15 protein-coding genes are annotated in these 23423 nt (G+C 55.2%); 1 reads left to right on the top strand and 14 read right to left on the bottom strand.

What is annotated here, in order from left to right:
• Positions 1–36: 36 nt before the first annotated feature.
• From ACSYSS_RS00785 to manA, 10 genes are all read right to left on the bottom strand, one after another.
• A complete protein-coding gene (locus ACSYSS_RS00785) occupies positions 37–312 on the bottom strand; it encodes a hypothetical protein (RefSeq protein WP_491703639.1) in 276 nt (91 codons plus the stop codon).
• On the bottom strand, positions 305–4894 hold the full coding sequence (gene essC / locus ACSYSS_RS00780; protein WP_491703638.1) for a type VII secretion protein EssC: 4590 nt from the start codon (positions 4892–4894) through the stop codon (positions 305–307). The genes ACSYSS_RS00785 and essC overlap by 8 nt, the downstream gene beginning before the upstream one ends.
• Positions 4895–5130: 236 nt before the next feature.
• Complete coding sequence (locus ACSYSS_RS00775) at positions 5131–5424, bottom strand: WXG100 family type VII secretion target (RefSeq protein WP_491703637.1); 294 nt, start codon at positions 5422–5424, stop codon at positions 5131–5133.
• Between the two features lie 72 nt (positions 5425–5496).
• The gene (locus ACSYSS_RS00770) at positions 5497–10503 is read right to left on the bottom strand and encodes a hypothetical protein (protein WP_491703636.1); all 5007 of its coding nucleotides are present in this window, start codon (positions 10501–10503) and stop codon (positions 5497–5499) included.
• The gene (locus ACSYSS_RS00765) at positions 10500–11042 is read right to left on the bottom strand and encodes a hypothetical protein (RefSeq protein WP_491703635.1); all 543 of its coding nucleotides are present in this window, start codon (positions 11040–11042) and stop codon (positions 10500–10502) included. The genes ACSYSS_RS00770 and ACSYSS_RS00765 overlap by 4 nt, the downstream gene beginning before the upstream one ends.
• Complete coding sequence (locus tag ACSYSS_RS00760) at positions 11042–12766, bottom strand: serine/threonine protein kinase (protein ID WP_491703634.1); 1725 nt, start codon at positions 12764–12766, stop codon at positions 11042–11044. The genes ACSYSS_RS00765 and ACSYSS_RS00760 overlap by 1 nt, the downstream gene beginning before the upstream one ends.
• Before the next feature lie 475 nt (positions 12767–13241).
• The gene (locus ACSYSS_RS00755) at positions 13242–14249 is read right to left on the bottom strand and encodes a universal stress protein (RefSeq protein ID WP_491703633.1); all 1008 of its coding nucleotides are present in this window, start codon (positions 14247–14249) and stop codon (positions 13242–13244) included.
• A 268-nt stretch (positions 14250–14517) separates the two neighbouring features.
• On the bottom strand, positions 14518–15231 hold the full coding sequence (locus ACSYSS_RS00750) for a C40 family peptidase (protein ID WP_491703632.1): 714 nt from the start codon (positions 15229–15231) through the stop codon (positions 14518–14520).
• A gap of 193 nt (positions 15232–15424) precedes the next feature.
• Positions 15425–16399 (bottom strand): CHAP domain-containing protein, encoded by a 975-nt coding sequence (locus ACSYSS_RS00745; RefSeq protein WP_491703631.1) that lies wholly within the window; start codon positions 16397–16399, stop codon positions 15425–15427.
• 479 nt (positions 16400–16878) lie between these two features.
• Positions 16879–18372, bottom strand: a complete 1494-nt coding sequence (gene manA / locus ACSYSS_RS00740; RefSeq protein ID WP_491704308.1) for a mannose-6-phosphate isomerase, class I — start codon at positions 18370–18372, stop codon at positions 16879–16881.
• A 341-nt stretch (positions 18373–18713) separates the two neighbouring features.
• Between manA and ACSYSS_RS00735 the strand changes: the two genes are divergently transcribed.
• Positions 18714–18968: a DUF2530 domain-containing protein gene (locus ACSYSS_RS00735; RefSeq protein ID WP_491703630.1), complete on the top strand. Its 255-nt coding sequence runs from the start codon at positions 18714–18716 to the stop codon at positions 18966–18968.
• A 122-nt stretch (positions 18969–19090) separates the two neighbouring features.
• Here ACSYSS_RS00735 and ACSYSS_RS00730 read toward each other — a convergent pair whose 3' ends face one another.
• The 4 genes from ACSYSS_RS00730 to ACSYSS_RS00715 all read right to left on the bottom strand — a co-directional run bounded on the left by ACSYSS_RS00730 (position 19091) and on the right by ACSYSS_RS00715 (position 23417).
• Positions 19091–19837: a phosphoglyceromutase gene (locus tag ACSYSS_RS00730; protein ID WP_491703629.1), complete on the bottom strand. Its 747-nt coding sequence runs from the start codon at positions 19835–19837 to the stop codon at positions 19091–19093.
• Between the two features lie 83 nt (positions 19838–19920).
• On the bottom strand, positions 19921–20976 hold the full coding sequence (menA, locus tag ACSYSS_RS00725; protein ID WP_491703628.1) for a 1,4-dihydroxy-2-naphthoate octaprenyltransferase: 1056 nt from the start codon (positions 20974–20976) through the stop codon (positions 19921–19923).
• A gap of 146 nt (positions 20977–21122) precedes the next feature.
• Positions 21123–22211: a 1,4-dihydroxy-2-naphthoate octaprenyltransferase gene (gene menA / locus ACSYSS_RS00720; RefSeq protein WP_491703627.1), complete on the bottom strand. Its 1089-nt coding sequence runs from the start codon at positions 22209–22211 to the stop codon at positions 21123–21125.
• 297 nt (positions 22212–22508) lie between these two features.
• Complete coding sequence (locus ACSYSS_RS00715; protein ID WP_491704307.1) at positions 22509–23417, bottom strand: carbohydrate ABC transporter permease; 909 nt, start codon at positions 23415–23417, stop codon at positions 22509–22511.
• Positions 23418–23423 lie beyond the last annotated feature (6 nt).

Below are 23423 nucleotides of genomic sequence, written 5' to 3'. Positions count from 1 at the left end.
CCCCTAGACCAGAAACGAAACAACGAACATACATACTCATTTCCCTCCCTCCAACGCGGAGGCCGCATGCCTATCTGCCTCGGCAAGGTTCGTAGACACATTACCAAGGGCCGAAATATCCTTGGCCAGCAACTCCGAATACTGGTTGACCAAACGCTCGATGCGTCCGACATGGTCCTTGAAGGCATTGAACCCCTCGCCTCTGCTGGAACCGCATTTTAGCTTTGCAGCCTGAGGCATACCCAGATTGGCTGCATTCAAATCAAACTGCCGAGCCGACAAATCAGCGGAGCTCACCTTGATTTCAGTCATTGCCTTTCCTTTCACTTACACTACTTACAATCAGATTTGCCTTTCGTGGCCCGCCATCGAGAACCACATAGCCCCAAGGTACCTTGACTTTCGAATCGACCTTCTCGCCGACTCCGTACACGTGTTGGACGTGCTGCTGGCCGTCCAGACCGCCACCAATCCAGATTCCGTTTTGAGCAGACGAATGGGCAAGGAACCAAGGATCCGAGTTATACAGCACATCGTTGGCCATATCGAACAACACGATTCCCACTGAGCCGTCAGCACCGGAAAGAACTTCCTTGAGCTTTTCTACCTTATCCGGAAGCCCGCGCATGAGCAATCCAGAAATTCCGGACACGAAAACAACACCTTTGCCTGATTTTTCATGTCCAAGCCCACAGAGGAAATCCAATGCTTCATTATCGTCCTGCGTTTCGAACATGCAAATACCCGGCAACCTGCCGAAGTGCCCTGCAACGTCCAACAAAGCCGATTCGCATCCCATCGCCGATTCGAACTGCAGCAATGCGGATACGAAATCAGTACCATCCTTAAGCCTGTTGAAAGCGACTCGCTCAATCGGCCTTTCGGCAAAATCAAAACCGGCCAACGAAAGATCATCGGCATACACGCCGAATGGAAAGTCGACCCCCTCCTTTGAACGGGAGAGAAGATACTGCGCATCCACCGACTCAGGCATGGTTGGAATGGCCAAGGCGCGCGAATCCTCTCCGCCGGTTCCGACGCATTGCTCTTCCACGTATCTGAACTCATCCTTGTCCTGACCAAGCACCTGAACGCCTTGGAAGAGATATGTGTCATCGCCCATCTTGACGAGGCCCTGAGCGTAGCCCTGAGGAGTGGCTACGCCACGCATCGAACCAAGAACAGCAAGATAATCATCTGCGTTGTCGAGAGAGAACACCAGCTGATTCTTGAAATTCGACCTCAGCCTGCCACGAATATCACTTTGCGCGGCGGCGACGAGCACAATGGAAATTCCAACCCGCGTGCCTTCGCGGGAAAGCCTCACCAAACGGTCCATCAGCGTCTGCTCATACAGCTCGGTGAACGCCGCAATACCATTGATGACAAACACAATGGCGGGCATATCCTCATGCTCCTGCGTATAACGTTCAAAAGAACCTCCATACGGTATCAGCGCCTTCCTGCGCTCTGCAGACACGGACTCCAGGTAGTCGAACAGCCTCAGCATTTTCTCGTCATCGCCGCTGGTGATCACGTCGCCAACCTGTGGGGCACCGCGCAGCGCGGTCAATGCCTCCGCGCCAAAATCAATGGCATAGATGTTGCATTCGGCTGCAGTGTGCGTATTAACTAAATCAAACAGCATGGCCAATAGCACGGATTCAACCCCTGAACTCGACCCTCCATAGAGCACGGCATTGCCACCTGTAGTCAACGGAAGGGTCAGTACACGCTGTTGTTGCTTCGCCGGGTCATCGAGCACGCCCACCACGGGGTCAAGCTCATACGGATGCTTCACAGTTCCTTTCGAATCAAGAGCTTCAGCCGACGTGCGGGCCTTCTCCACATCTTCCACCAGAAGGCGGGCAGGCAACGGGTCAAGCCAAAGCTGTTGAGCCTGCATGTGCTCACTTTGGGCTATCTGCGCGATGTGCTCGAGCACCGCCACCAATTCGGGTGTCTGAGATTCCTGCACAGCTTCAGATGCTGGGCGCTGCGACCCCACCGCAGCACCGAGGTTGGAAATGAGCTCCACGGAATCGTCCACCTTGTGAGCGTATTGCTCGGTGGGCGTGTAGACACCGCCTGTATACGAAGCCTGGCCCAACGCAAACAGCTCGTTGTAGCCGACCAGCAAGTAGAACCTACCGGCCTGGGTCAGCTCGGCTGCATCGGGCCGGCGAATCATCTCCTTGGAATCCCCTGCGTCCGAAACCTTCAAACACACCTTGAATCGTGAATTGCTCCAGATCTGGTCGTTGACCACACCGCTGGGTTTCTGGGTGGCCAAGACCAAGTGCACGCCCAGCGAGCGGCCTATGCGAGCCGCCGAAATCAGCTCGGTCATGAACTCGGGCTGCTGCGCTTTGAGCTCCGCGAACTCGTCGGCAACGATGAACAGGTGTGGGCAGGGCTCGCTCACCTTGCCGTCGCGGTACATGCGTAGGTAGTCGTAGATGTCCACGTTGTCGCCGCCGGCGATGTCTCGTGCCTTGTTGAACAGAGCCTGACGTCGCTTAAGCTCACTTTGGATGGAGACCAGGCTGCGCATGATGGCATTGCCATCCAAATTGGTGATGGTGCCCGCAAGATGGGGCAGCCGTACACGGCTGTTGTCAAAGGCTCCCGCCAGACCGCCGCCTTTGTAGTCGATGAGCACAAAGGCCACCTCTTCCGGCGAATACTCCACGCACATGGATAGGATCCAGGTGATGATGAACTCAGACTTACCCGAGCCCGTGGTGCCTGCGATAAGACCGTGCGGACCATGGAACTTCTCATGCAGGTTGAGGTTGAAAGGCTCACCCTGTGCGTCGATGCCGACTCTGGCGGCAAGCGTATCCGCCGCCTTGAAATCCTTCCACCGCGAGCGCACGTTGAGCTGCTCGACGTTCCCCGCCTCATACATGTCGAGGAAACCGAGGGAATCGGGCAGACTCGCATGGGCCTCGGCGGTGTCAAGGCGCACCGATGCCAGGGCGTGGGAGAAGTCCAGGCACTCAGAGGCGGAGGCGCAGGCATCGGGAACGAATTGCTGCCCATGCCCCGAAGCATCGTTCACGTCGAACAGCGTGCCAGTATCAGCGCGGACGTCGATGATGCTGCTGCACTGCTTGGGTAAGTCCCTACGGTCCTGCGTCTGGCACAATAAGGTGAAACCCGGTGCAGGCTTGCGGCTCAGGTCGTCTATGAGATCGCTTTTCTCCATTAGGTCCTTTGAGGTGCATACCACCAAATACCAAGGCAACGGTTTGCCGGCATCGGCATCCTTCGCATTGCTCCGGCGCTCTTGAGCCACCTTTCCCAGGCTCAGCGAAAGCTGGGAAGCCTCTTCGAGCGTGTCTGCAAAATACCGCTCGGTGCGGTCGTTGGAAAACATGTGCGCAAGCTCCGCAGCCCAAATCCAATCCTCACGTTCCTCAGGGTCGCAAAGAAGCACCAACTTGACATCTTCGTACGAGTGCAAGGCCGCCATCTGAAGCACCAAGCCTCGCAACAATGAGGAAGCCACCGCACTTTCTCCGCAAACGCCCACAACAGCATGGTCCGCAAGCTTGACGGAAATCGGCACATCCGCCACCTCCTTGGGCTCCTTGGCCAGGTTATAGACAACCTGGGAAAGGTCGTCCTTCTCAATGGTGAAATGCTCCTCTGGGTAACGGATGTCGGCGCTGAGCGGCAGCGTGCCGACACCCAGCCGTAGCTCAAGGAAGTCGTCATGCGCAACGGTGCGGTCCATCATATGTGGATCATGTGAGACCACCCGTTTCAAGCATTCCTCGACCGATACCCTGTTCTCACTCAATATCTGCCGTTGCTCTTGGGAGGCCTGGGAGATGCAGGAGCGAACGCCGTCGAGATATTCGGCATAACGCTGGTGGCGCCGCTGGTCACTGCGAATACGCTGTTTTTTCTGCACGTGATGGCTCATCAGGGGCCAAATCACACTGCCTGCGAGCATCGAAACAGCCATGACGAGCATCGGCAAGGCAGTCATGATTGAGCCGCCTGGTTGCCTGACGCGAGTGATCATGGTTGCCGCCGAAAACACCGATGCCAAAGCCATGATCATCGAGGGGCCAATCTTCATGGCTACAGATTCCTCGTCCGGCTTCTGGGGTGCGGGAGGGGCGTCAACGGAGACGGCAAATGGCGTCACATTGCGTTTGAACCTTGGCGCTGGGTAGAAATACTGCGGCTCCTCATCGTCACCTTCCTGGAAATCCGATGCTACAGGCATCGCGCTGCCCGCATCCGGTTCGCGGTAGGCGCTCAAGGCAGGGTCCGGACGAATCGTAAGACACGCAGGGCGGTTATAGCACAGAAACCTATGGCCCACAGTCACGAGGAACCCGAGAATTTCGATGGTATCGGACGGATGCAGTATGTAAGGTGAATTTGCGGTTAGTCGAACCCCATTGATGTAGGTGCCGTTCGCCGAACCCAAGTCGGTGATGACGAACTGATCCTGCCTAAAGTCGATGACGGCATGGTTGGCAGAGACGAACGGTATGTCGATAACGAACGTATTGGCGTCAAGACGGCCTATGGTCACACGCGTCTCACGGGTGAAACCGACGATATGAAAGGTTTTGTCGCCCTCATCATCAGGCCTGACGATAATCGACGACTGGGCCCCGCCACCCTCGTCCACGTTGTACGCAGCCATACCTTGGCTATTGAGCTTCACACTCCTGACGACATTCCCGGATGCGTCAAGAATCGACTTTCCGTGCTTTGGCGTCATCACCCAAGAGCCGTCGCGCGCCTCCAGCTGGACCAGACGCTCGTTGCCCTGAGCAGCAGGAGAGGCAATCCAGCGCATGCCGGAAGGAACATCTGGCAACGACATGGTGCGTGCCCGACCACTCGCCATAACCGTAATCAACATCAGCAATCCTTTAAGTAGTATTCGTCCGCAAATAAGAGTTTGGCCCCTGCAAGCCTTAAACCAGCACCGAAGAAGAGCTACCGACCCAATTCACACAAGCCAACAGCGTTCCAATGACCTCCCCAAGCCGAAACAACTGGCCTTGACTGCATCTCCCCATCTGACATTCGGAAAAAGAACATCAAAATTGTTTGGGCTGCCGACGATGATGCGTCATCGGCAGCCCAAAATTCGAATCAGCCCCTGAAGCCACTCGCTATCTGGCTATCGGTCTCCTCCAAGGTGGCTGCGGTCTGATCAAGCGACTGGGCTATCTCGTTGATGAGTTCCTGCGCCTGCACAAACCCTGGGCGAAGCTCGCTAAAACGCTGTGCATAGGACTGACTCGCCGCGCCTTCCCATTCACTCTGCAACTGATTGAGCAGATTGTCCATTTTGGAGATAACGTCTCCCACATTGCCGGCTTCGGTGCGGTATTGACCTGCACGTTGCCGCATGGTGTCCGGCGTAATTCTGATCTGACCTGCCATAATGACATTCCTTTCATTGTGTTTCCGGAATTTCCGGAAATCTTTACGCCGTCGCCGGCGCAAAATTTTTATCTACCGCCCAAACACATTCCTGCGGTAGGCTGTCTGTTTGTGGTGCCTCACCATGAGTACGATTGCCAAGATGATGAGGGCTAGAAGGACGATGGCCACAGCGATGGCCGGCAACAGGAACCCACGAGCCATGGCATACGCCCACCAACTGGAAGCCACCACAACATTGCCATAGTTCGAGACTGTTTTGTTTCCAGCCATATCGGTGGACACGAGTTGAACGTCATGTGACTTCTCGTCGGCTCTTAGGTTGTATGACATGGGAGAAAGTGTGGACTTTCCATTCCATTTGCCTACCGATTTGCCGTCCACACGCATCTCGACAGAACGCAACGCCACATCGTCCTTGGCGTTGGCCACAAAGTCGTGAGAAGGCGAATAGAACATCGATCTGCTGCTCAAGCCTGCGATCTGCGCCTGTGGTGCCTGACCATCCACAGCAAAATTCACCTCGGCCGAGCTTTTACGCTGTTCGTCCTTCTTGTTCATCGTGTTCTGCGAAAGGTTACCCGCAGTGTCGACGGAAGTGAGCCGCAGACGGTAGTAGCCATCGGAGGCAAACAGTTTGGCTGGAAAATCGTACGTGGTGACTTGCCAGCCCGTGGTGCTGTCCTTGGCGACCGAATAGTCCGTCAACGCCTTCAAATCCCTCACGTCACTGTCATGCACCAACTCCATGTGGGATTTGGCACTATCGATGCCGCTGACGTTCACTTCCGTGACCCTAACGTCATGTGGGGCCTTGATGTACTTGCCAAGTGAATTCTGAGTGGCTCCGTCGAAGATGTAGTCCGAGCCGAAACGGTTCAAGCTGTAAACCACCTTCTGCTTGGTTTCGTTGCCAGCCTTATCTCGAATCGACGCCGTCAGCGTGTAGACATCGTCGTTGTCGACGGTATGCTCGATGTCTTTGAACGACACGTTCTTGGACGTGGCATCGACATGCTCCGCATCGTCCACATAGACGCTGTTCGCCTTGCTCTTGGTCTCTTTGGCGTTCTCATCGGGAGAATTGCCTGGTTTATGCGTACGCGTCAACGTATAGTCGGTGAGCATTGGGTCGAAGTTGGTGTCGCTGTAATCAATCTTAGGCATGACATCACCGGCGTAAGCGGTCTTGTCCGCCACGTTGGAAATCGAGAGCTTGGGGCTTGTGGTATCGATGATGAACTCGGGCTCCTCCACCGCTTCGGCCACATTCCCGGCCAGATCGGTGGCTTGCACTTTGAGTGTGTAATGCAACTCATGAGTGAAATCCACATTGGCGGTGTGCCCATAGTCCTTGTCGGCTCCCGTCCAAGGCGAGGGCGAAGGCGACGCCACGGAAGCGCCGCCCGCATCCTTGGCGCTGACGGTGATCACAGTATCGGCACCGCTGAAGTTGCGTTCGGTCTGCTTGATGACAGCATGCCTTGCAGCCTTGTAATAATTGCCTGACTGAGCACTGTTGTTGTCGAACTTAATGCCGAGCAGGGGCTTGACCGTATCAATCGTAAAGTCGCTATGGTAGGGTGCGGCAACATGACCGGCAGGGTCCGTCAAACCAACATCGATTGCCCAATCTCCATCATGCTCACATGGCAGTTGCGCCGTCCAAGTCAATCCATCGCCACTTGCGTTCTTGAAATCCTTGGCTGCAACGGAAGCACCTCTGGAACCGTCCACATTGCTGGTGACGATCGACCGCCATTGATCGTTGTCTTTGATGAAATCAAAGTTCGATTCGGTGATGGTCACCGTTGCATGGCGGTTTGCCTTGTAATACTTTCCATTACGTACATCGTTGTTGTCATACGCCACGGAGATCCGAGGCGTCTGCCTATCGATGGCAATGCCGAAGATTGCGTGTGTTTCACCAGGCAGAGGCAGATTGCGGCCCAAATCAATCTGAGACTCATTGCCAGCTTTGTCGCGAGCAACAAACTTCGATCCAGAAAGTGTGAGCCGCTGGGAGTCAGTGCCAAAGGTCATGGCAATCTGTCCGTCATTGCTGGTCAACCTATCAGGGTTCTGCGGGGCCTTGCTCCATTGACCGTCAAACGCCGACCGTCCGTCGTTGACACCGGAGACGGCATCGCTCGACTTGACGGATACGGTCTCATCGCCATCTGCGAAAATCCAGCCCCACTGATTCGGTTGGACCGTCGAATAATTCACCGCGCCAAACCAAGGACTCGTGTAATCGATACAGAACTCCGAACCTCCTTGTACCGCCGTGTTCGTGGAATGGCCAATAGGCACGTAGCTCAGATGCAAGGCGTATTTGCCTTCTGCGGATCGCGTTTCCGAAGGTACGCTCGAAACGGGCATATTCACATTGTTGAGCGACCAAGCATCACCATCTGCATGTTCACGGCTAAAGTTGGCCAGTTTCACATCAGCAAACGTATTGGGCGCAATTGTAACCACGTCTGAGCTTGGGCATGTCGCTCCCCGGGGCATATCGACTTTGCACAGGCTTGCTGTGAACAGGCCATCATCGCGATGTGGAAGCTGACGAGCCGCTTCGAACCACTTGTCATTGACAGTGAGGGTGGCTCTGACGGAACCGCGATGGTAATAATTCGGCTTGTCGCTCGTCGGTGTGCCCGCGGCATCGTTCAGCTTGATCGCCACCGATTTGGCACTTGTCTCCTCACCATCGACCACTATCACGCCAGGGCACGAGTCAGATGAATCCGCAGCACTCAACTCCGCAGTGTTGCCGGCCATATCTTTGGCAGTAACACTGATATCGGAGACAACGTAGGCTCCATCAGACTGAATCGGCAGCTGAAGAGAGTACCCCTCCTTAGGGGTGATGGTCTTCGTCGCGGGCTGAGTGGCAGGGGTTTGGCCTCTTGCCGCCTTGAGAGCGTCATCATAATTAGCGTACCACTTATAGGTCAGGGAAAGCTCACTCATGCCCGAAACGCCGTTCTCATCGCAGTCAGACGGCTGGGCGCCAGCCGAGCCCAAGCAGTCTTTCGCGCTCACGGTGTACGTGAAGTTCTCGCCAGGATGCGTGGCCACCACCTTGATGGCACGGCTACCCGTGCCATCGGTATACGAGTTATCCGCAAGCCAGTCGCCCTGCGGGAAGGAGGAAGAGACATTCACCCTTGGAGATGTGCCGTCGACGCACAATCCATCAAGCGTAGCCAATGTCTGGCGGCCGGAATCACCAACGGCACCACTGATAGCATGACTAATCATAAGCGGCAGGTCGTTTGCATTCATATATGAAATACTGTATGTCACCGAATACTCGCCTTCGGTAAGATGCGCCTTTTCATTTTCGTGAATGGTTGTGGAGATGTCGCAAGGATGTTCAGCATCACACTGGGATGACTGGATTTGAGACTTCTGATCACGCCACGAATATTGAATTCTCGGCTTATACTCTTCCAAATCATTGAACCATGAGACCGCTTTCCGGGAAATCACCGGTTCCACCACAGCCTGCTTGGCCTGAACAAACTTATTCTTCGTACAGGGTCCCGTTTGACTCGAACCGCAGACAACGGTCTTCGTTGAGCCAACAATACTGCTCACACGGAGGTCCATGTTGACATCCTCCGCCGTGGGGAACGCATAGAACTCCACGGACCGCACGCCAGTCTGATTGGCTGAAGCCGAATCAGCCTTGAATGGCTGAAAATCAACCAATGTCTTCTTCGTGCTGGTATTACCCATGTTGTCGACCGCCTGCAAGGAGAAGTCGCTGAGACTCACCTTTCCAAGTCTGCCGAATGCAGAGGCATTCAGATTGAGGTAACTTTCATCTGCGCCCATGGTGAATTGGCAGTCCATACGGTCGAAGGCAGGCCCCTTACTTGCCGGCTCCGGCGTGCATGCCGCCGGCACGGGCTTGTTCTTGTAGGTCAGCATCAGCTTCTGGGGCCCAGAGACTGCAGCCACATCAGCATCGCTGTGGGCACCTTGTGGCCACGCGTCATCAATACCGACGGTCACCATGATGCCTTTACCGCTGGTGGGAAGCTCACCGTCATTGCTCAGACCGATTCCCTTGGGGTTTGAAAAATCGACCTCGTTCCCTTTCGTTCCGTCATTGTTGACTTCGTTTACACTCACCTGGGCAATGCTCGGTGCGGAGGCATCCCGCACGATAGGAAGCTTGACGATGGTGCCAGCCGGGAATGTTTCGGTCTTTGGATTGTCGGCGGTGCCGGTGTTTTCGTTCAAATCCTCGCCAAGCTTCACATAGACATATTTAGTCGGTTGATTTGCAGTGTTCGGTGCAGTGATGGGACTCACCGTCACGGAAAGCTGCCCATTGGCTTGCTCGGGCCAGGTGTTGTCTGGATTCAGCGTAGTGGACACTTCGTACCCACCGCTGTTGAGCGACCCTGCAGGCAGGCAGCCGTTTTGCCACATAGATAAACCAGTGGCACTGGGGTCCACCACACAGATCTTGAGCTTCGCCGCGGGATTATTCGCCTGCTGCCAGATGTGAAGCCCCTCTGGTGAAGCGGATACCTCGCCAGACGTTGTGTTCGTCTCTGTTTTGCGCCAATCCCCGGTGACCGTTGCATCAGAGAAAGTACCTGAGGGACTGAACCAGCCTCCATAGTTGAGAATCTTGATGTGCTTGGCCAAAGTACTCATAGATCCATCGGCATTACTGTAATATGGCCCAATCTGTGGAGATTTTGCCGCGGCCGTCGAGGTGTCGCCGGGCATGGTCGGTGTTGTGCCACCCGGCTCGGTGGAAGGAGAGTTCGAAGAGTCTGCCGGAGGATTCGCGGAACTCGATGGCGGGTTTGTGGGTGCAGATGTTGGTGAGTTCTGACCATCGGCATCCTTTGGCGATGTTGACGTACCTTGACTAGGGGATGCCGACGAAGTCGATTGGTCGGTTGCATGGGCAGCCGAGCCGGAGTCAGCATAAGCCATCATCGAAGCGCCGAGACTGGCTCCTCCCAGAGCCAACGCCAGCGATATAGTCACAATCAGCTTTGCATTAAGCCCGGAGAATCCATGGTGTTCAGACGCAAATCGTTTCATTGCCTATCCTTCCCCAGCAACGTGGTGTCGCGCTCATCATCCTCGTCAAATTTCCGCTCTCCCGACGAAAGTGAGATGTTGGTTTCCTGTTCATCGTCAGAGTCGGTTTGGAAATCCTGCGGTTGCATAGGCTTCGTTACATGTTCGGCGTCCAGGTTGAGATGAGTTTCGCCACCATCGTCCCCGAGCAGTGTGGTGCCCAATGCATCGTCTTTGTCTTCAGCGGCATCGACTTGAGGCATGTCTGTGCGCCCACTGCCAGCAATGCCCAGTGAAGAAAAGCCCAGAGCCCTGTCAATGTCCTTGGCATTCCAAGGCTCCTCAAGAGCCGAGCCACCAACACCAACCCTAGATTTGGTTGTTTGCCAGCGACCACTGACACTGCGCAATTGCGCTATACGACGTTCGGCGGTCTTACCCGTCAACGTATCTCGCACTTGGCGGATGTGCCATATGAAATACAGCGCCACAGTAGCCACGAGGCATATTGCGGCCAACGAAAACAGCACAAGAGCCGTCACTTTGTATCCGGATGCCATCACTTTGCCCCTTTACCCGTTATGTCCACAAACGCTTCATTGACTGACTGTTTAGCCAAATCAACGATTCCCAACGCCTGACCTTGCAATTGTTGAAGTTTGTCTGTAGTTATGCTTGACGTTTTGGCCAGACGCTCCGCAGATTCCACGAACTTCATCAAGCTCTCCTGAGTGACACCATCGGCCCTGAATTTGCGCGAATATGTCCGCACGGTGTCCAAGGCCAAATTGGCAGTAGTCAAACGCATCACGTCGTTGTTGCTCGAATTCATGTAATCCATTAATCGAGAAAGCTCTTTGAAATAAGGGGCATATTTGCCCTGGTCTGACCCTTCATTGATCAGAGGGACAATTGAGGACTCAAAATCAGCTATTGTGGCATACAACTTGGCAAGCTTGTGGTCATTGAAACCAGAATCGCCGGCGTCTTTCATCCAGTTTTCTGCCGCCAGTATCCGTACGTGTTGAAGCTGAGACCCTAAACCACCATCGCTTTTCACAACGCGCGGCGTGTAGTAGTACCAATAGAGCTTGCCGATATCGAATGAAAGCTGGCCCCAGTTTTCCCCTTGGTTTCTCAAGCTGTCTGCATGCTCGTCGACGGACTGCTGCAATTGCTCGTTCTCGGCATCGCTGAAGCGCCCATCCGCCTCATACCGTTTGATCAAACCCTCATAAGGTGCGGACTGAGAGGGTCTAATATCGGCGGCTTTCACGTAGTAGCCTTCGGCAGCCACATCATCCGAAGACTGATTCGCCAAATTCATATAATGCTCATAACTCGACGATGCCGCCAGAGCCCCGACACCCAACGAAGCGCCGCCCGCAACGGCCAAAACAACCGTTGCCGCGCACATTGCACAAAATGCACGCCATTTGTTTTGCATGGATTTGCGCAACTGCATATCCTTGTCGTTGGCGTGCTCCAAATCATAGGCGAACTGAGCACAGCTTTGATAACGATCGTCAGGATCCTTCTGCAGTGCCTTTACCAAGATACGTTCCAGGCCAGCAGAGGCATTGGGCAGCACCTGCCTGATAGGCGGTAGATCATAAGGCTCGCCTTTGGGCCTCTTGCCGACCAATAGAGTGTAGAGCAGCGCACCCAGACCATACACATCCGTGCGAGCGTCACATCGACCAAATTCATCATATTGCTCAGGAGCGGCAAAACCAGGAGTCCCCATTCGGGCCTCATAGCCTTCAGGCAGAGGGCCCTCTTTGGGAGGCATCGGGCAGGCGATGCCGAAGTCAATCACACGAACTGCGCCTTCAGGTGTCACCATCACATTCGACGGCTTCAAATCACGATAGACAATGGGTGGATCCAGTCGATGCAGGTAATCGAGAACGTCGCAAAGCTGGATGCCCCATGAAACCACCTGCTCATCGGAGCATCTTCCATTGGCCTCCAAGGTTTTCTCAAGCGTCTGACCCTCTACGTAGTCCATGACGATGTATAGGCTGCCATCCTCTTCAATGAGATCAACAATGCGAGGAATTGCCGGATGGTCAAAAGACTTGATGAGATTGGCCTCACTGATGAGGCCGTCGATGATGCGGCGAGCGCTGGCCTTGTCGTCAATATGCCGGATCTCCTTAACAGCCCACTGCTTATTAAGATTCACATCAAGCGCCAGATACACTGTAGACATTCCGCCATGGCCGATCTGGGTCAGGATGCGGTACCGCTTCCCAACTATTCGCTCATCTGGCACTTCCATGTATCCATTCCTCTCTCAGATGAAAATACACGGAAATTGTATATCCCCCATCTTACAAGCGGCATGACAATATCAAGTATGCAACCCCATATAATAGCTCTTTAAATGCTTTAAACGGAGTGCATGACACACATGGTAGCAAAAAGCTATTCTTATGTATGAAATATAAATTTTTATTATACAGTCTATACGATATTGAACAAAACTAGCTAATATCGTTGTAAAAAATGGTTGAAAGCTTTACTTTTATCTAATTAACGGAATCCGCAATGTCATCACAACCGTCAATCTGTCAGTGCAGTAAACCGTTTGATTCGATAACGACGGCGGCCACAAACGCACACGACCGCTAAAACCAAATATCTGACTTAAACACTGGGTCTGATTCCTACAACCCAATAATAAAGTTGGCGCAAAATGACGAAATCAAGGCTGAAATCGTCATTTTGCGCCAACAAGTCCGATGATGCTACGGCTAGGCCTCATGCTTCGGGTCAATCGTGGCCTCAAGCGCCTTTGCCCGCTCGCTGTCGGCAGGCTGCACCGAGACCTTCTGCACACCGTCGATCGAGTCAATCGCACCGTCGGAGCGAGACTTTTCAGCCTCCACATACTTGCGCGGCACCACGAATACGGGGCCGGCTGCATGCTGGATGAGGCCCTGACTAGTTGAGCCCACGAGCAGGCCCGTGAATCCCCCACGGCCGCGTGAGCCCACCACCACCACGTCGTGGTCGAGACTGGCCTTCGTCAAGGCGCTCACAGCGCTCTCCGGCACAATCGTCTTGTTGATCTTCAGATTGGCGTGAGTCTCTCGAAGCGGCTTGATCATCTCCTCCAAATCCTCCATGTAGGAGTCCATCACGCCGTCTTCCTTGCCTGCCCCCTGAAGGCCCGGCACAGCATCGATAACATCAAGTGTGGCATCGTTGTCAGCGGCAAGGTCCATGGCCATTTCAAGGGCCTTCAGACCCCATGGGCTTGAATCGATGCCTACTGCCACCTTGGAGATGGTGTTGTTTAGATGCATTGTATTGCCGTCGTCGTCGGTGTAGGGCACCACGATAATGGGGCAGTAGGCGTAGGCCGGCAGCGAGGAGCTGGTGGTGCCCAGCAGACGCTCAGCGAGGCCGCCCTTGCCACGGTTGCCGATGACGATGAGATTATAGTTGCGCGAAAGCTCAACAAAGACCGAAGACGGGTCTCCCGTGACGATGAGCGTCTGGGCTTCTACGCCTTGCTCCTGCGCCACCGCCTTGGCCTGCGCCAGAATTTCCTGGGCGTCGGCATGGGCCGCGTTGTCGTCGCCCATGGAGGTGTACGTTGAATCAAATGAAACCGCGGCGTAGCTCGGAAGCGAGTAGGCGCAGACAATCTGCAACTTGAGCCCCGCATGCTTGGCGTAGTTCGCAGCCCACCAAGTGGCCTTGTAACTGGCCTTGGAACCGTCAACACCTACCAGCACAACCTTTTCGTTTACCATGTCAACTCCCTTAGACGACAGTGCCCCCTCGACACCTGCTACATCCAGAATAGTCCAAATTCCACAAAGACACATGCAGTGATCGCAACCGGCTGACTTGATGCAAGGGGTGTACCTTGGCCGAATGCTACGGGCATTAACACACAACGGAAATCGTCACATGCCCAGCCATACCGGCATTCAACGTGCCACCATCCCAGAAAACAAAAACCGGACCCATCAGGGCCCGGCTCACATCGTAGTGCTGCAGTGCACTTCCTAACAAACCTTATAGCACACGACGAATCTGATACGGCTCACGCCACGGCCAAGACACTGGCTTAATGCAAGTACCATCCTGTGGATCAGCAGCGTTGATCAGCATGCCATTGCCAAGATAAATGGCCGCATGAGTGCCGTTGGCGAGGATGTCACCAGGCATGGCATCGGCGATGCTGGCCACTGGCCGGCCAGCCTGCGCCTGCAAACCGGAAGAATGCGGCAGAGCAATGCCGAATTGAGCGAAGACGTACTGCACGAACCCGGAGCAATCCCAACCAGCAGGAGTATTGCCGCCAGCCACGTAAGGAACCACGCCGGCAAATTGCTGGGCATACTCTACGAGCGCGGCGGCGGTCTTGCCATTGGGAGGTGTGACGGTGAAGGTGCCGGCAGTCAAAGAATCACGCGCCGCAGAGCGACTTGCCGCCGCGGCGGCATCGTCAGCAGCCTTCTTAGCCGCGGCATCCTTCTCAGCCTGAGACTGGGTCTGAGGCACGTTGAGTGACTCAACGCCACCCCAATTTGATTTTGCATCCACTTGCGCGGAAGCGGATTCAAGCAGCAAGTCCTTACGAACCGTTGTCATTTTGCGGAATGCACGAGAAGATGTGGCAGAGGTGGAATTATCGGTAGCGTAGGCCATCGTAGGCACAGCTACAGCCATGGAGCCTACAAGCGCAACAGACGCAACGACAGACGTTATCTTCGACAATTTCATCATGAAGACAATGGTAACACAGCTTCTAAACCTGAATTAATGCCATCTCGTATCGCGGCAGACCAGTGAACCGAAAAGCAACATCGCCCACAGCCACCACACAGTTGAGCCTAAGGGCACTCAGCAGCAGTGGAAAGATGACTGATGTCGGCATTTCCAAAAACTGCGACAACAATGAATGGAGCGGCCGCGCCGATCAGTAATGGATAATCTGATGCTGGGCAACCTGGGTTGCACTAAACGTGCGCGAGAACGTCTTTCCGTTGTGGGAAGCCCCGCATTCCGAAGTTTCCACAGAGCCATCAGCATTGATTTTTTCAATGATGGCCACATGCCCATACACCGGGTCGCTGCTGTCCTGACCTTTGTCAAAAACCATGATGTCGCCCACGTGCCTTGCAGAGTTATCGACCCAATAGCCCAAGGCTCTGGCTGAATTCGCCCACATGTATCCGTCGCCCATAGTCGAACCCACAGGCAGGCCCAACTGCTGACGGCGTGTGTACACCCACCAGGTGCACTCACTGAAGTCGTAGGCATTGCCTTTATCTCCCGAATCATGATTCGGATTGAAGCCGGCGGGAAGGTAGGCGTAATCGCCGTCCATGAACGAGGCAACTTTGGGATTGCCGGCTTTTGACTTCGACATCTGCGCAGCATCAAGGGCGGCATCATGGCCAAGCTGCCAGTTACCACCGCTGGTGGTCTGCTCTTTGGTGCCGTCGATTGCGGTGCCTGGTATTGCAGACCTGTCTTCGGAACGCGACGCCGAAGCCGAACCGATAGGCGCAATGGTACGCGTAATTGTTGTAGTTGGCTCGTCGGCCACATTAAGGCCCGATGCACGACCCGAAAATGCAGAAGCAGTGGCGGTCATGCCGACCAAAGCCGCCAGAGAAACCGAGGCTACAAGCTGCGAACGGTGAGTCTGCGCTCTGCGAGCCTCGCGCAAAGCCTTACGCGTACTAGGCGCAGACGAGTTCAAACTCGTCAAAACTTCAGCATCCAAATCCACAACGGCACCATTGGCCGCCAATGCCTGAGCATGACGCGAACCCATCTTATGCCTCGGCCGTGAGCCCGTACGAGAAGGTGTGGAGAGGCTCGGCAGCCAAGCAGACACAATCCCATTACTGCTGCCTCTCGTTGCCTTATGCGCAGCGTGACTCATGCAACTCTCCTTATTAATTGCTCCCTGCAAACTCAATCAATTACTCATGACGGACGTTACTGCTCACAACCGTGTGAATAACGCCATGAACAACTGCCGTAAATTTATCAAGCATCATACAAGCATACCAATTAATTTCATTTTTTTCCACTGCAAATGCTCATAGCCCCCTAGAATGTCGCAACACAGCAATAAGAACCACAAGATTCGTTCGGCGTGTCTTACAAAAACCATACAGAATCCTTACAATAGTCTCGAAGCCATTTTTGAAGCCATTCTTGTTATATGTATATGCATCTTGTTACGAACCTTGACCAAAGCAAAGTGGCTCCAGTGGCTGGCGCAGATGAGTGGCAAAATCACTCATCACGCCACGAAATACAAACTCCCGGAGAGCCTAGGCCCGGCAGTTTGGCGCTTAGCGCTTGCCAAGATCTACGCTAGTTGAGGTCCACGTTTATTGAGAGATCTTCGCTTGTCTAAATCTGCGTAGATGCACAGACGTAAGCTCCTTCATTCTCTCCAGCACTGCCTTTCCTGCTGGCAAACTCCAACCAACCGTCACAAGCAGGCACAAACAAGGCCTCGCCTTGATGGAGTATGCGCTGTTGATTGGCGGTTGCGCACTGCACCACACCTTGTGTGCACACCACGATGCGCGGTCCGTGATGACGCTGAAGATGGCGCACCCCTGCCACAAGCCTGCCATACCGACGGGTCAGGTTGGCAACCAATGGCCACTGCCTACCTTGACCTCCGACTCTGCCATATATGAGCATGAACTCACTGATATGCGGCCGGTACACCACACGATCGCCCGAAAGCGCCTCAGGCAAGTTGACGCTGGGGTCGATGGGAGAAGCCGGTCTGCAGTCGAGTGTATGGAGAAAGTCAACGATGTCCTTGTGCTTCGCGGTGAGGCCGGCGCGCAGTACATTATCCGAATTCGTCATGATCTCCGCTGCCGTGCCGTGGATGTAGGCATGAGGCGTACCTGCTGGTATGAAGACAGCCTCGCCTTCCTGCAACGCCACGGAATTCATCATGAGCAGGGCAAGCGAGCTGGGATCTTCACTGAAGGTCTGACTGGCAAGCATCGCATGTTTGAACGCCAATGACGCCTTCTCCTCTCCAACCTGTGCAGCTGCCTGGCGCAGGGCATGGGCGAGCCCCTTCCCCTCTTCGGGCGTGGCACAGACCGCGGCGCAAAAAGCACGGAACACCCTACGGCGTGAAGGGCTCCAGTATTGTGCGGACGGCGGCATGATGGCATCAACTTGATCTGCGCCCAGACCGGCCTTGGCGGATGCTTCGAAGCCGAGACCACCTGTTTCACTCAGAAAACCATCCGGGTAGGTAGGAGAAACAGCCGACGAATCAAGAACGGCACCAGTAGAACCACTTGGATTGCCCACCCTGCCGGCCGAAAGCGGAAAACCGGTGCGATGAGGCGTAAGCTCACGAACCATGCGCCTGGCCACCGGATGCTCCACCAACGTCAGGTTCGCGAGCATCGTTGCCACCGGCGCAAAACCAATCGACGCCTCGAACGGTTCCAACGCCACAACCATCTCGCTCTTTGCCACCGGATCACTGAACGAACGCTCAGGAGAGTCAAGGGCAACCCCGGCTGCATTTTGTGCGTTGAATCCACGTCGGGCCTCGAAATCAACGGGATGGACTTGAAGGGAAAGCGGAATCCTAGCAGAGATGATCTTCAGCAGATACGGCAGAACCGGCCCGAATTGTTCGGAACACCGCGCCCCGAGCATGCCCTCTGGGTCGTTTTTGATCAATTCAGGCAGCAGTATGGGAACTGACGTTTCAACAGTGGAGGGGGACCCCGAATGCCCGCTGAACCACATTTCAGCCAAGGGTTCGCCGATTTCAGGTAACGGCGTCAATGGGGACGGACACGACGCAAACATGCGCTGCAAACGCGTATACGAACCCCAGGCATAGCGCTTCGCCACGGGTTGGATCGGATACACGGTTCGCCTCTCCTCTCATTAGGCGTGCCTGACCTCTTCAAAGTGAACTGTTGCAAGATGGTCACTCGGCTGCCGCTCTATGCTCACTGACACGCCAACGACACATTCAACAAGCTTACGCTATTGAAGCCAGAGGATAAAACAGCATAATCAAACGTTCGGATATCATCAACGCCTGGCCGCAGGTAGCGTTCGCTTATGCTCTTTGGCGATGTTTTTTGGGAATATGACTGACATTGCAGCAATACGACGTTGTAGCAGCTGGAAAATCATATAGGGTGGGCATCTTTTTGCACGGGTAGGCTTGAAGTTAGACTGATGGCATGAAAATAGCGCCTATACTCAACCCAGACGTGTGCAAACCCGCACCGAAACCGGTGCGTGTCGACTTGCGCAAAATCTTCCTTGTGGTGTCCTGCTGCTGGGTGGTGGCGTTGATTGTTGCTTTGATTCTCCTAGCCATCGGGTTCCATGTGGTTGAGCCGGTGGTCATATGCGCAGGTGGTGTGGCCATCGGTGCCGCGCTGCTCATTTGGGAAACCTACGACCGTTGGGACTACCGACGGCTTGGACTGTAGATAATCCTCACATCAAACGGTGGCTGCCACCCGGAACATGGAATCCGGGTGGCAGCCACCGCAATAAACGTCATCAGGCTGCCATTAAGACCATGCCCGACATGTTCTGATACAACCCCAAATCACTTCTTGGCTTGACCTTGAGCGGCCACGGCTGCGGCCCCGGCGGCAGCAGCCTCCGGGTCGAGATACTCGCCGCGAGGCTTGATGGGCTTCATGTTCTCGTCAAGCTCATAGACCAGTGGGATGCCAGTGGGAATGTTGACCTTGGAGATCTCTTCGTCGCTCAAACCGTCAAGCATCTTGACGATGGCGCGCAGCGAATTGCCATGGGCGGCAATGAGCACGGTCTTGCCACTCTTGAGTTCAGGGACGATGTCGGACTCCCAATACGGGGTGACGCGGGCCACCACGTTGGCCAACGCCTCGGCCTCCGGCACCGGGTCGCCGGCATAGCGCGGGTCGTGGTTCTGTGCGTATGGGTCGTCGGGGTTGATGTCCGGCGGCGGCGTGGCGTAGGAACGACGCCAGATCATGAACTGCTTATCGCCATATTCCTGACGAATCTGGCTCTTGTCCTTGCCCTGCAGAGCGCCATAGTGGCGCTCGTTCAAGCGCCAGCTGCGCTTCACGGGAATCCACAGGCGGTCGGCGGCATCAAGCGCGTAATTCGCGGTGTTGATGGCGCGACGCAGCAGAGAGGTGAAGACGATGTCGGGCAGCACGTTCTTTTCCTTCAAGAGTTCGCCACCATGCTTCGCCTCCTCTACGCCCTTGTCGGTGAGCGGAACATCCACCCAGCCAGTGAACTGGTTCGTTTTATTCCATGCGCTCTGGCCATGCCGGAGCAATACTAATCTATATGCCATGTATATCAGTCTAAGTGGTGAAGAGGACGGATGAAGCGATGTATGTTAGCGTTCACAATCCTCCACGGTGCAGCAGTCGGAAATCATAAAATCAGGGAAAGCTCCATGAGAATGAATATGGCGGAGAACAGCAACACCGTCTTGCCGCTGTAAGGAAACGCCTCCATGATGCGCCCGGCACGAAGCGGCACAACCAGACCGTATGCCGACCGGATGCACAACGCCGCCAACAGCATGGAGACAACGGCCATCAACAAACTGATGAAATCGACACCGTGACTCTGATACCACACCATGACCAGCGGCACGAAGGCCATGACCACGGTGATTGCCAACGGCACCAAGTAGACGAAGTAGACCATGACCTTGGAACGCTCACGCCCCATACGTACGTCGAGCGTGATCTTGCCGCAGACCTTGTCCTCATCGATGTCGCGAAGGTTGTCGACCATGAGCGTGACGCAGGAAAAGACACCACACATCACAGCCCCCACAATGCCATCCACGTTCACTGCGTCAGCCAGCACATACTCGGTGCCGAGCACCGCAGCCAGGCCGAAGAAGAGGAACACTGCCACCTCGCCAAGGCCCGCATACCCGTAAGGGTGCTTGCCACCGGTGTAGAACCAGCCAGCCAACAGGCACAGCGCACCAAGGATGAGCAGCCACCACTCCCCTTTGATGATGGTGATGGCCACACCAGCCACGCATGCAATCGCGGCATTGGCTCCGGCCACCTCCAACACGCGTACAGGAGCCACCACTCCCGAGGCGGTGATGCGCTGGGGCTTGGCGGTCTGCTCCTCATCCTCCCCGCGATCGGCATCGGTGCCACGGATGCCGTCAGAGTAGTCATTGGAAAAATTGCAGGCAATCTGAAGGAACAAGGCCACAAGCATGCACAGCACGGCAAGCAATGCAAACAACCCGACGTTGACACCCGCGCCACGGGCCGCACCACCACCATGAAGCAACGACGTTCCCGCAACGCACTGCCTCGACCACGAGAACATCACATGACATTCCTGAGGCGAAACCGCCAGACGCAAACCTGCTGCCGCACCCACCAAAACCGGTGCAATCGACTGCGGAAGGGTCTTGGGGCGCACTCCCGAAAGCCACAATGCTTTATTCTTCAATGAATCTCACTACCTAACCTACAAATCTAATCATCGACAACACTGTTAGGCTACCAGCAACTCTGCATCGGCACCGCGAACCGGGGCTGTAGGGCAAGGAAACGAAGAAAATGGCCTTCCAAGCGCCGTTGTGGCGGCAAGACTTCTCAGAAGATGAGCGAAAGCTCCGTGAGCACGAAAACGACTGCAAACAGCAACACCGTCATGCTGCACATGGGCAATGCCTTGCGGAAGTTGCCGGCATTCACGGCGCCGACCAGATTGCGGGCCGCCTTGACGCACGGCACCGCGAACAGCAATGTCGCAACGGCAAGCAGCAAACCAATCACATTGATGCCTTGCGCACGGTAGAACACGGCCACCAACGGCACGAACGCCATGACAACGGTGAGAACCAAAGGAACGAGATACGTGACGAACAACACCGTGCGGGCACCGGACTTGCCAAGCCGCACACCAAGTGTGCGCTTGCCGCTGACCACATCCTCATCGACATCGCGGAGGTTGTTGACCATGAGAATGGCGCAGGAGAACAGGCCGCAGAATACGGCTCCGACAACGCCGTCAAGATTCACACTGCCAGCCAGCACATACTGTGTGCCGAGCACCGCGGCCAGACCGAAGAAGAGGAACACGCCGACCTCGCCGAAACCGGCATATCCGTAAGGATGCTTGCCCCCGGTGTAGAACCAGCCGGCCAGAAGGCACAGCACACCTAGAACCAACAGCCACCAATGGCCTGTGATGGCGATAAGTGCCAAACCCGCCACACAGGCCACAGCGGCGTTGATGCCGGCTGCGGCGAGCACGCGCCCCGGCGGCACGAGGCCGGAGGCGGTGATGCGCTGCGGCTTGGCGGTCTTCAGCTCAGTATCGCCTCTGCCGGCATCGGTGCCGCGAATGCCATCGGAATAATCATTGGAGAAGTTGACGGCAATCTGCAGGAACAGCGCCACGACGACGCAGAGCACCGCCAGCAGAATGAATAACCCTACGTTCAAGCCGACGAACTGCTGCGAAGCCACGCCGGTGGCATCCGACGCGGCCGCCGAACCAGTCGCCCCAGAACCCATGGCGGTCGCTATGCACTCCCGAGGCTGCACAAACACCGTGCGGCAGGATTTCGGCGACATTGCCAAGCGCAATCCTGCTGCAATGCCGACAAGCACCGGAGCCACTGAGGCCGGCAACGTCTTGGGGCGCACTCCCGAAAGCCATAACTCTTTGTTCTTCAATGCAATCACTGTCCCTACGATCTCAACAACAATCCGTCATCCACATTAGTGGTATCAACGGCATGTACGCAACAAACGGACGAAATATACGAGTCAATTCACTACGTCGTACGGAACATTCTCTGACACTCAATCAGCAGACGAAATATACGACGTAGCGCACCTAAACGCACAAAACGTTCGCTGAGTGCGTGTCAGCGGACGTTTCGTGCGGCACAGTCAAACAGAACGCGACAAACGGCCGCCAGGATATCCTAGCAGCCGTTCCTGCACAACCTCAGTTGCAATGAATACGCCCTATTTCACTGATCCACGTACCACACCCGAGATGACCCAACGCTGCGAGAACACGTAGACGATGAGCAACGGTGCCATGGCCATGAGGTAGGAGGCGAACGCCACGGTGTAATCCGTGTTGTATTGCCCTTGAAACACGTACTGGGCCAACGTCAACGTACGCGCCGAAGGATCGGTGAGCGTGACCAGCGGCATCATGAAGTCGTTCCAGGCCCAGACGCAGGTGATGATGCCAACGGTGGCGTTCATGGGCCCAAGCAGTGGGAAGATGATCTGCCAGAACGCACGCCACGTTGAGGCGCCGTCGACGCGGGCGGCCTCCTCAAGCTCCATGGGGATGGACTTCAGGTATGTGGTGTACAGGAAGATGTTCATCGAAAGGCCATACACCGTATAAAGGATGATCAGGCCGATTTGGTTGTCCAGATGCAGCATGCCAGTCTCCTTGACCATCGGCAGCATGATGATGGGGAACGGGATGAACATGGACGCCAGCAGGTAGTAATACACGAACTTGAAGAATGGTCTGTGCATGTTACGCGCCAAGGCGTAGGCCACCATCGAACTGGTGAGTATGGTGAACACCACCGCGAACACAGTGATGAACGCCGTATTCATCAACGCCTGCGGGAAGTTCGTACGGCGCCAAGCCGCGGCGAAATTGCTCCAGTTGACTGGGTTCGGCCATTCGAAGCCATTACCTTGGGTAAGCTGCTTGGGTGTCTTGAGCGCCACCACCACCGCGAAATACAGCGGCACGAAGATGGTGAGCGAGCATGCGGCTGCAAGCGCCGTGGCCCACCAATTGATGTGATGACGGTCATGCGAGACCTTCGGCTTGCCATCCGCATTGCGCCGCCTTTGCACAGCAGAAGACGCAGACGAAGCGGCAGTGGCCGTTTGCGACATTGACAT

This window comes from Bifidobacterium sp. ESL1118, from assembly GCF_058505595.1.
Note: the sequence above shows the minus strand (reverse complement) of the source record. Positions and strands in the feature narration are given on the sequence as shown.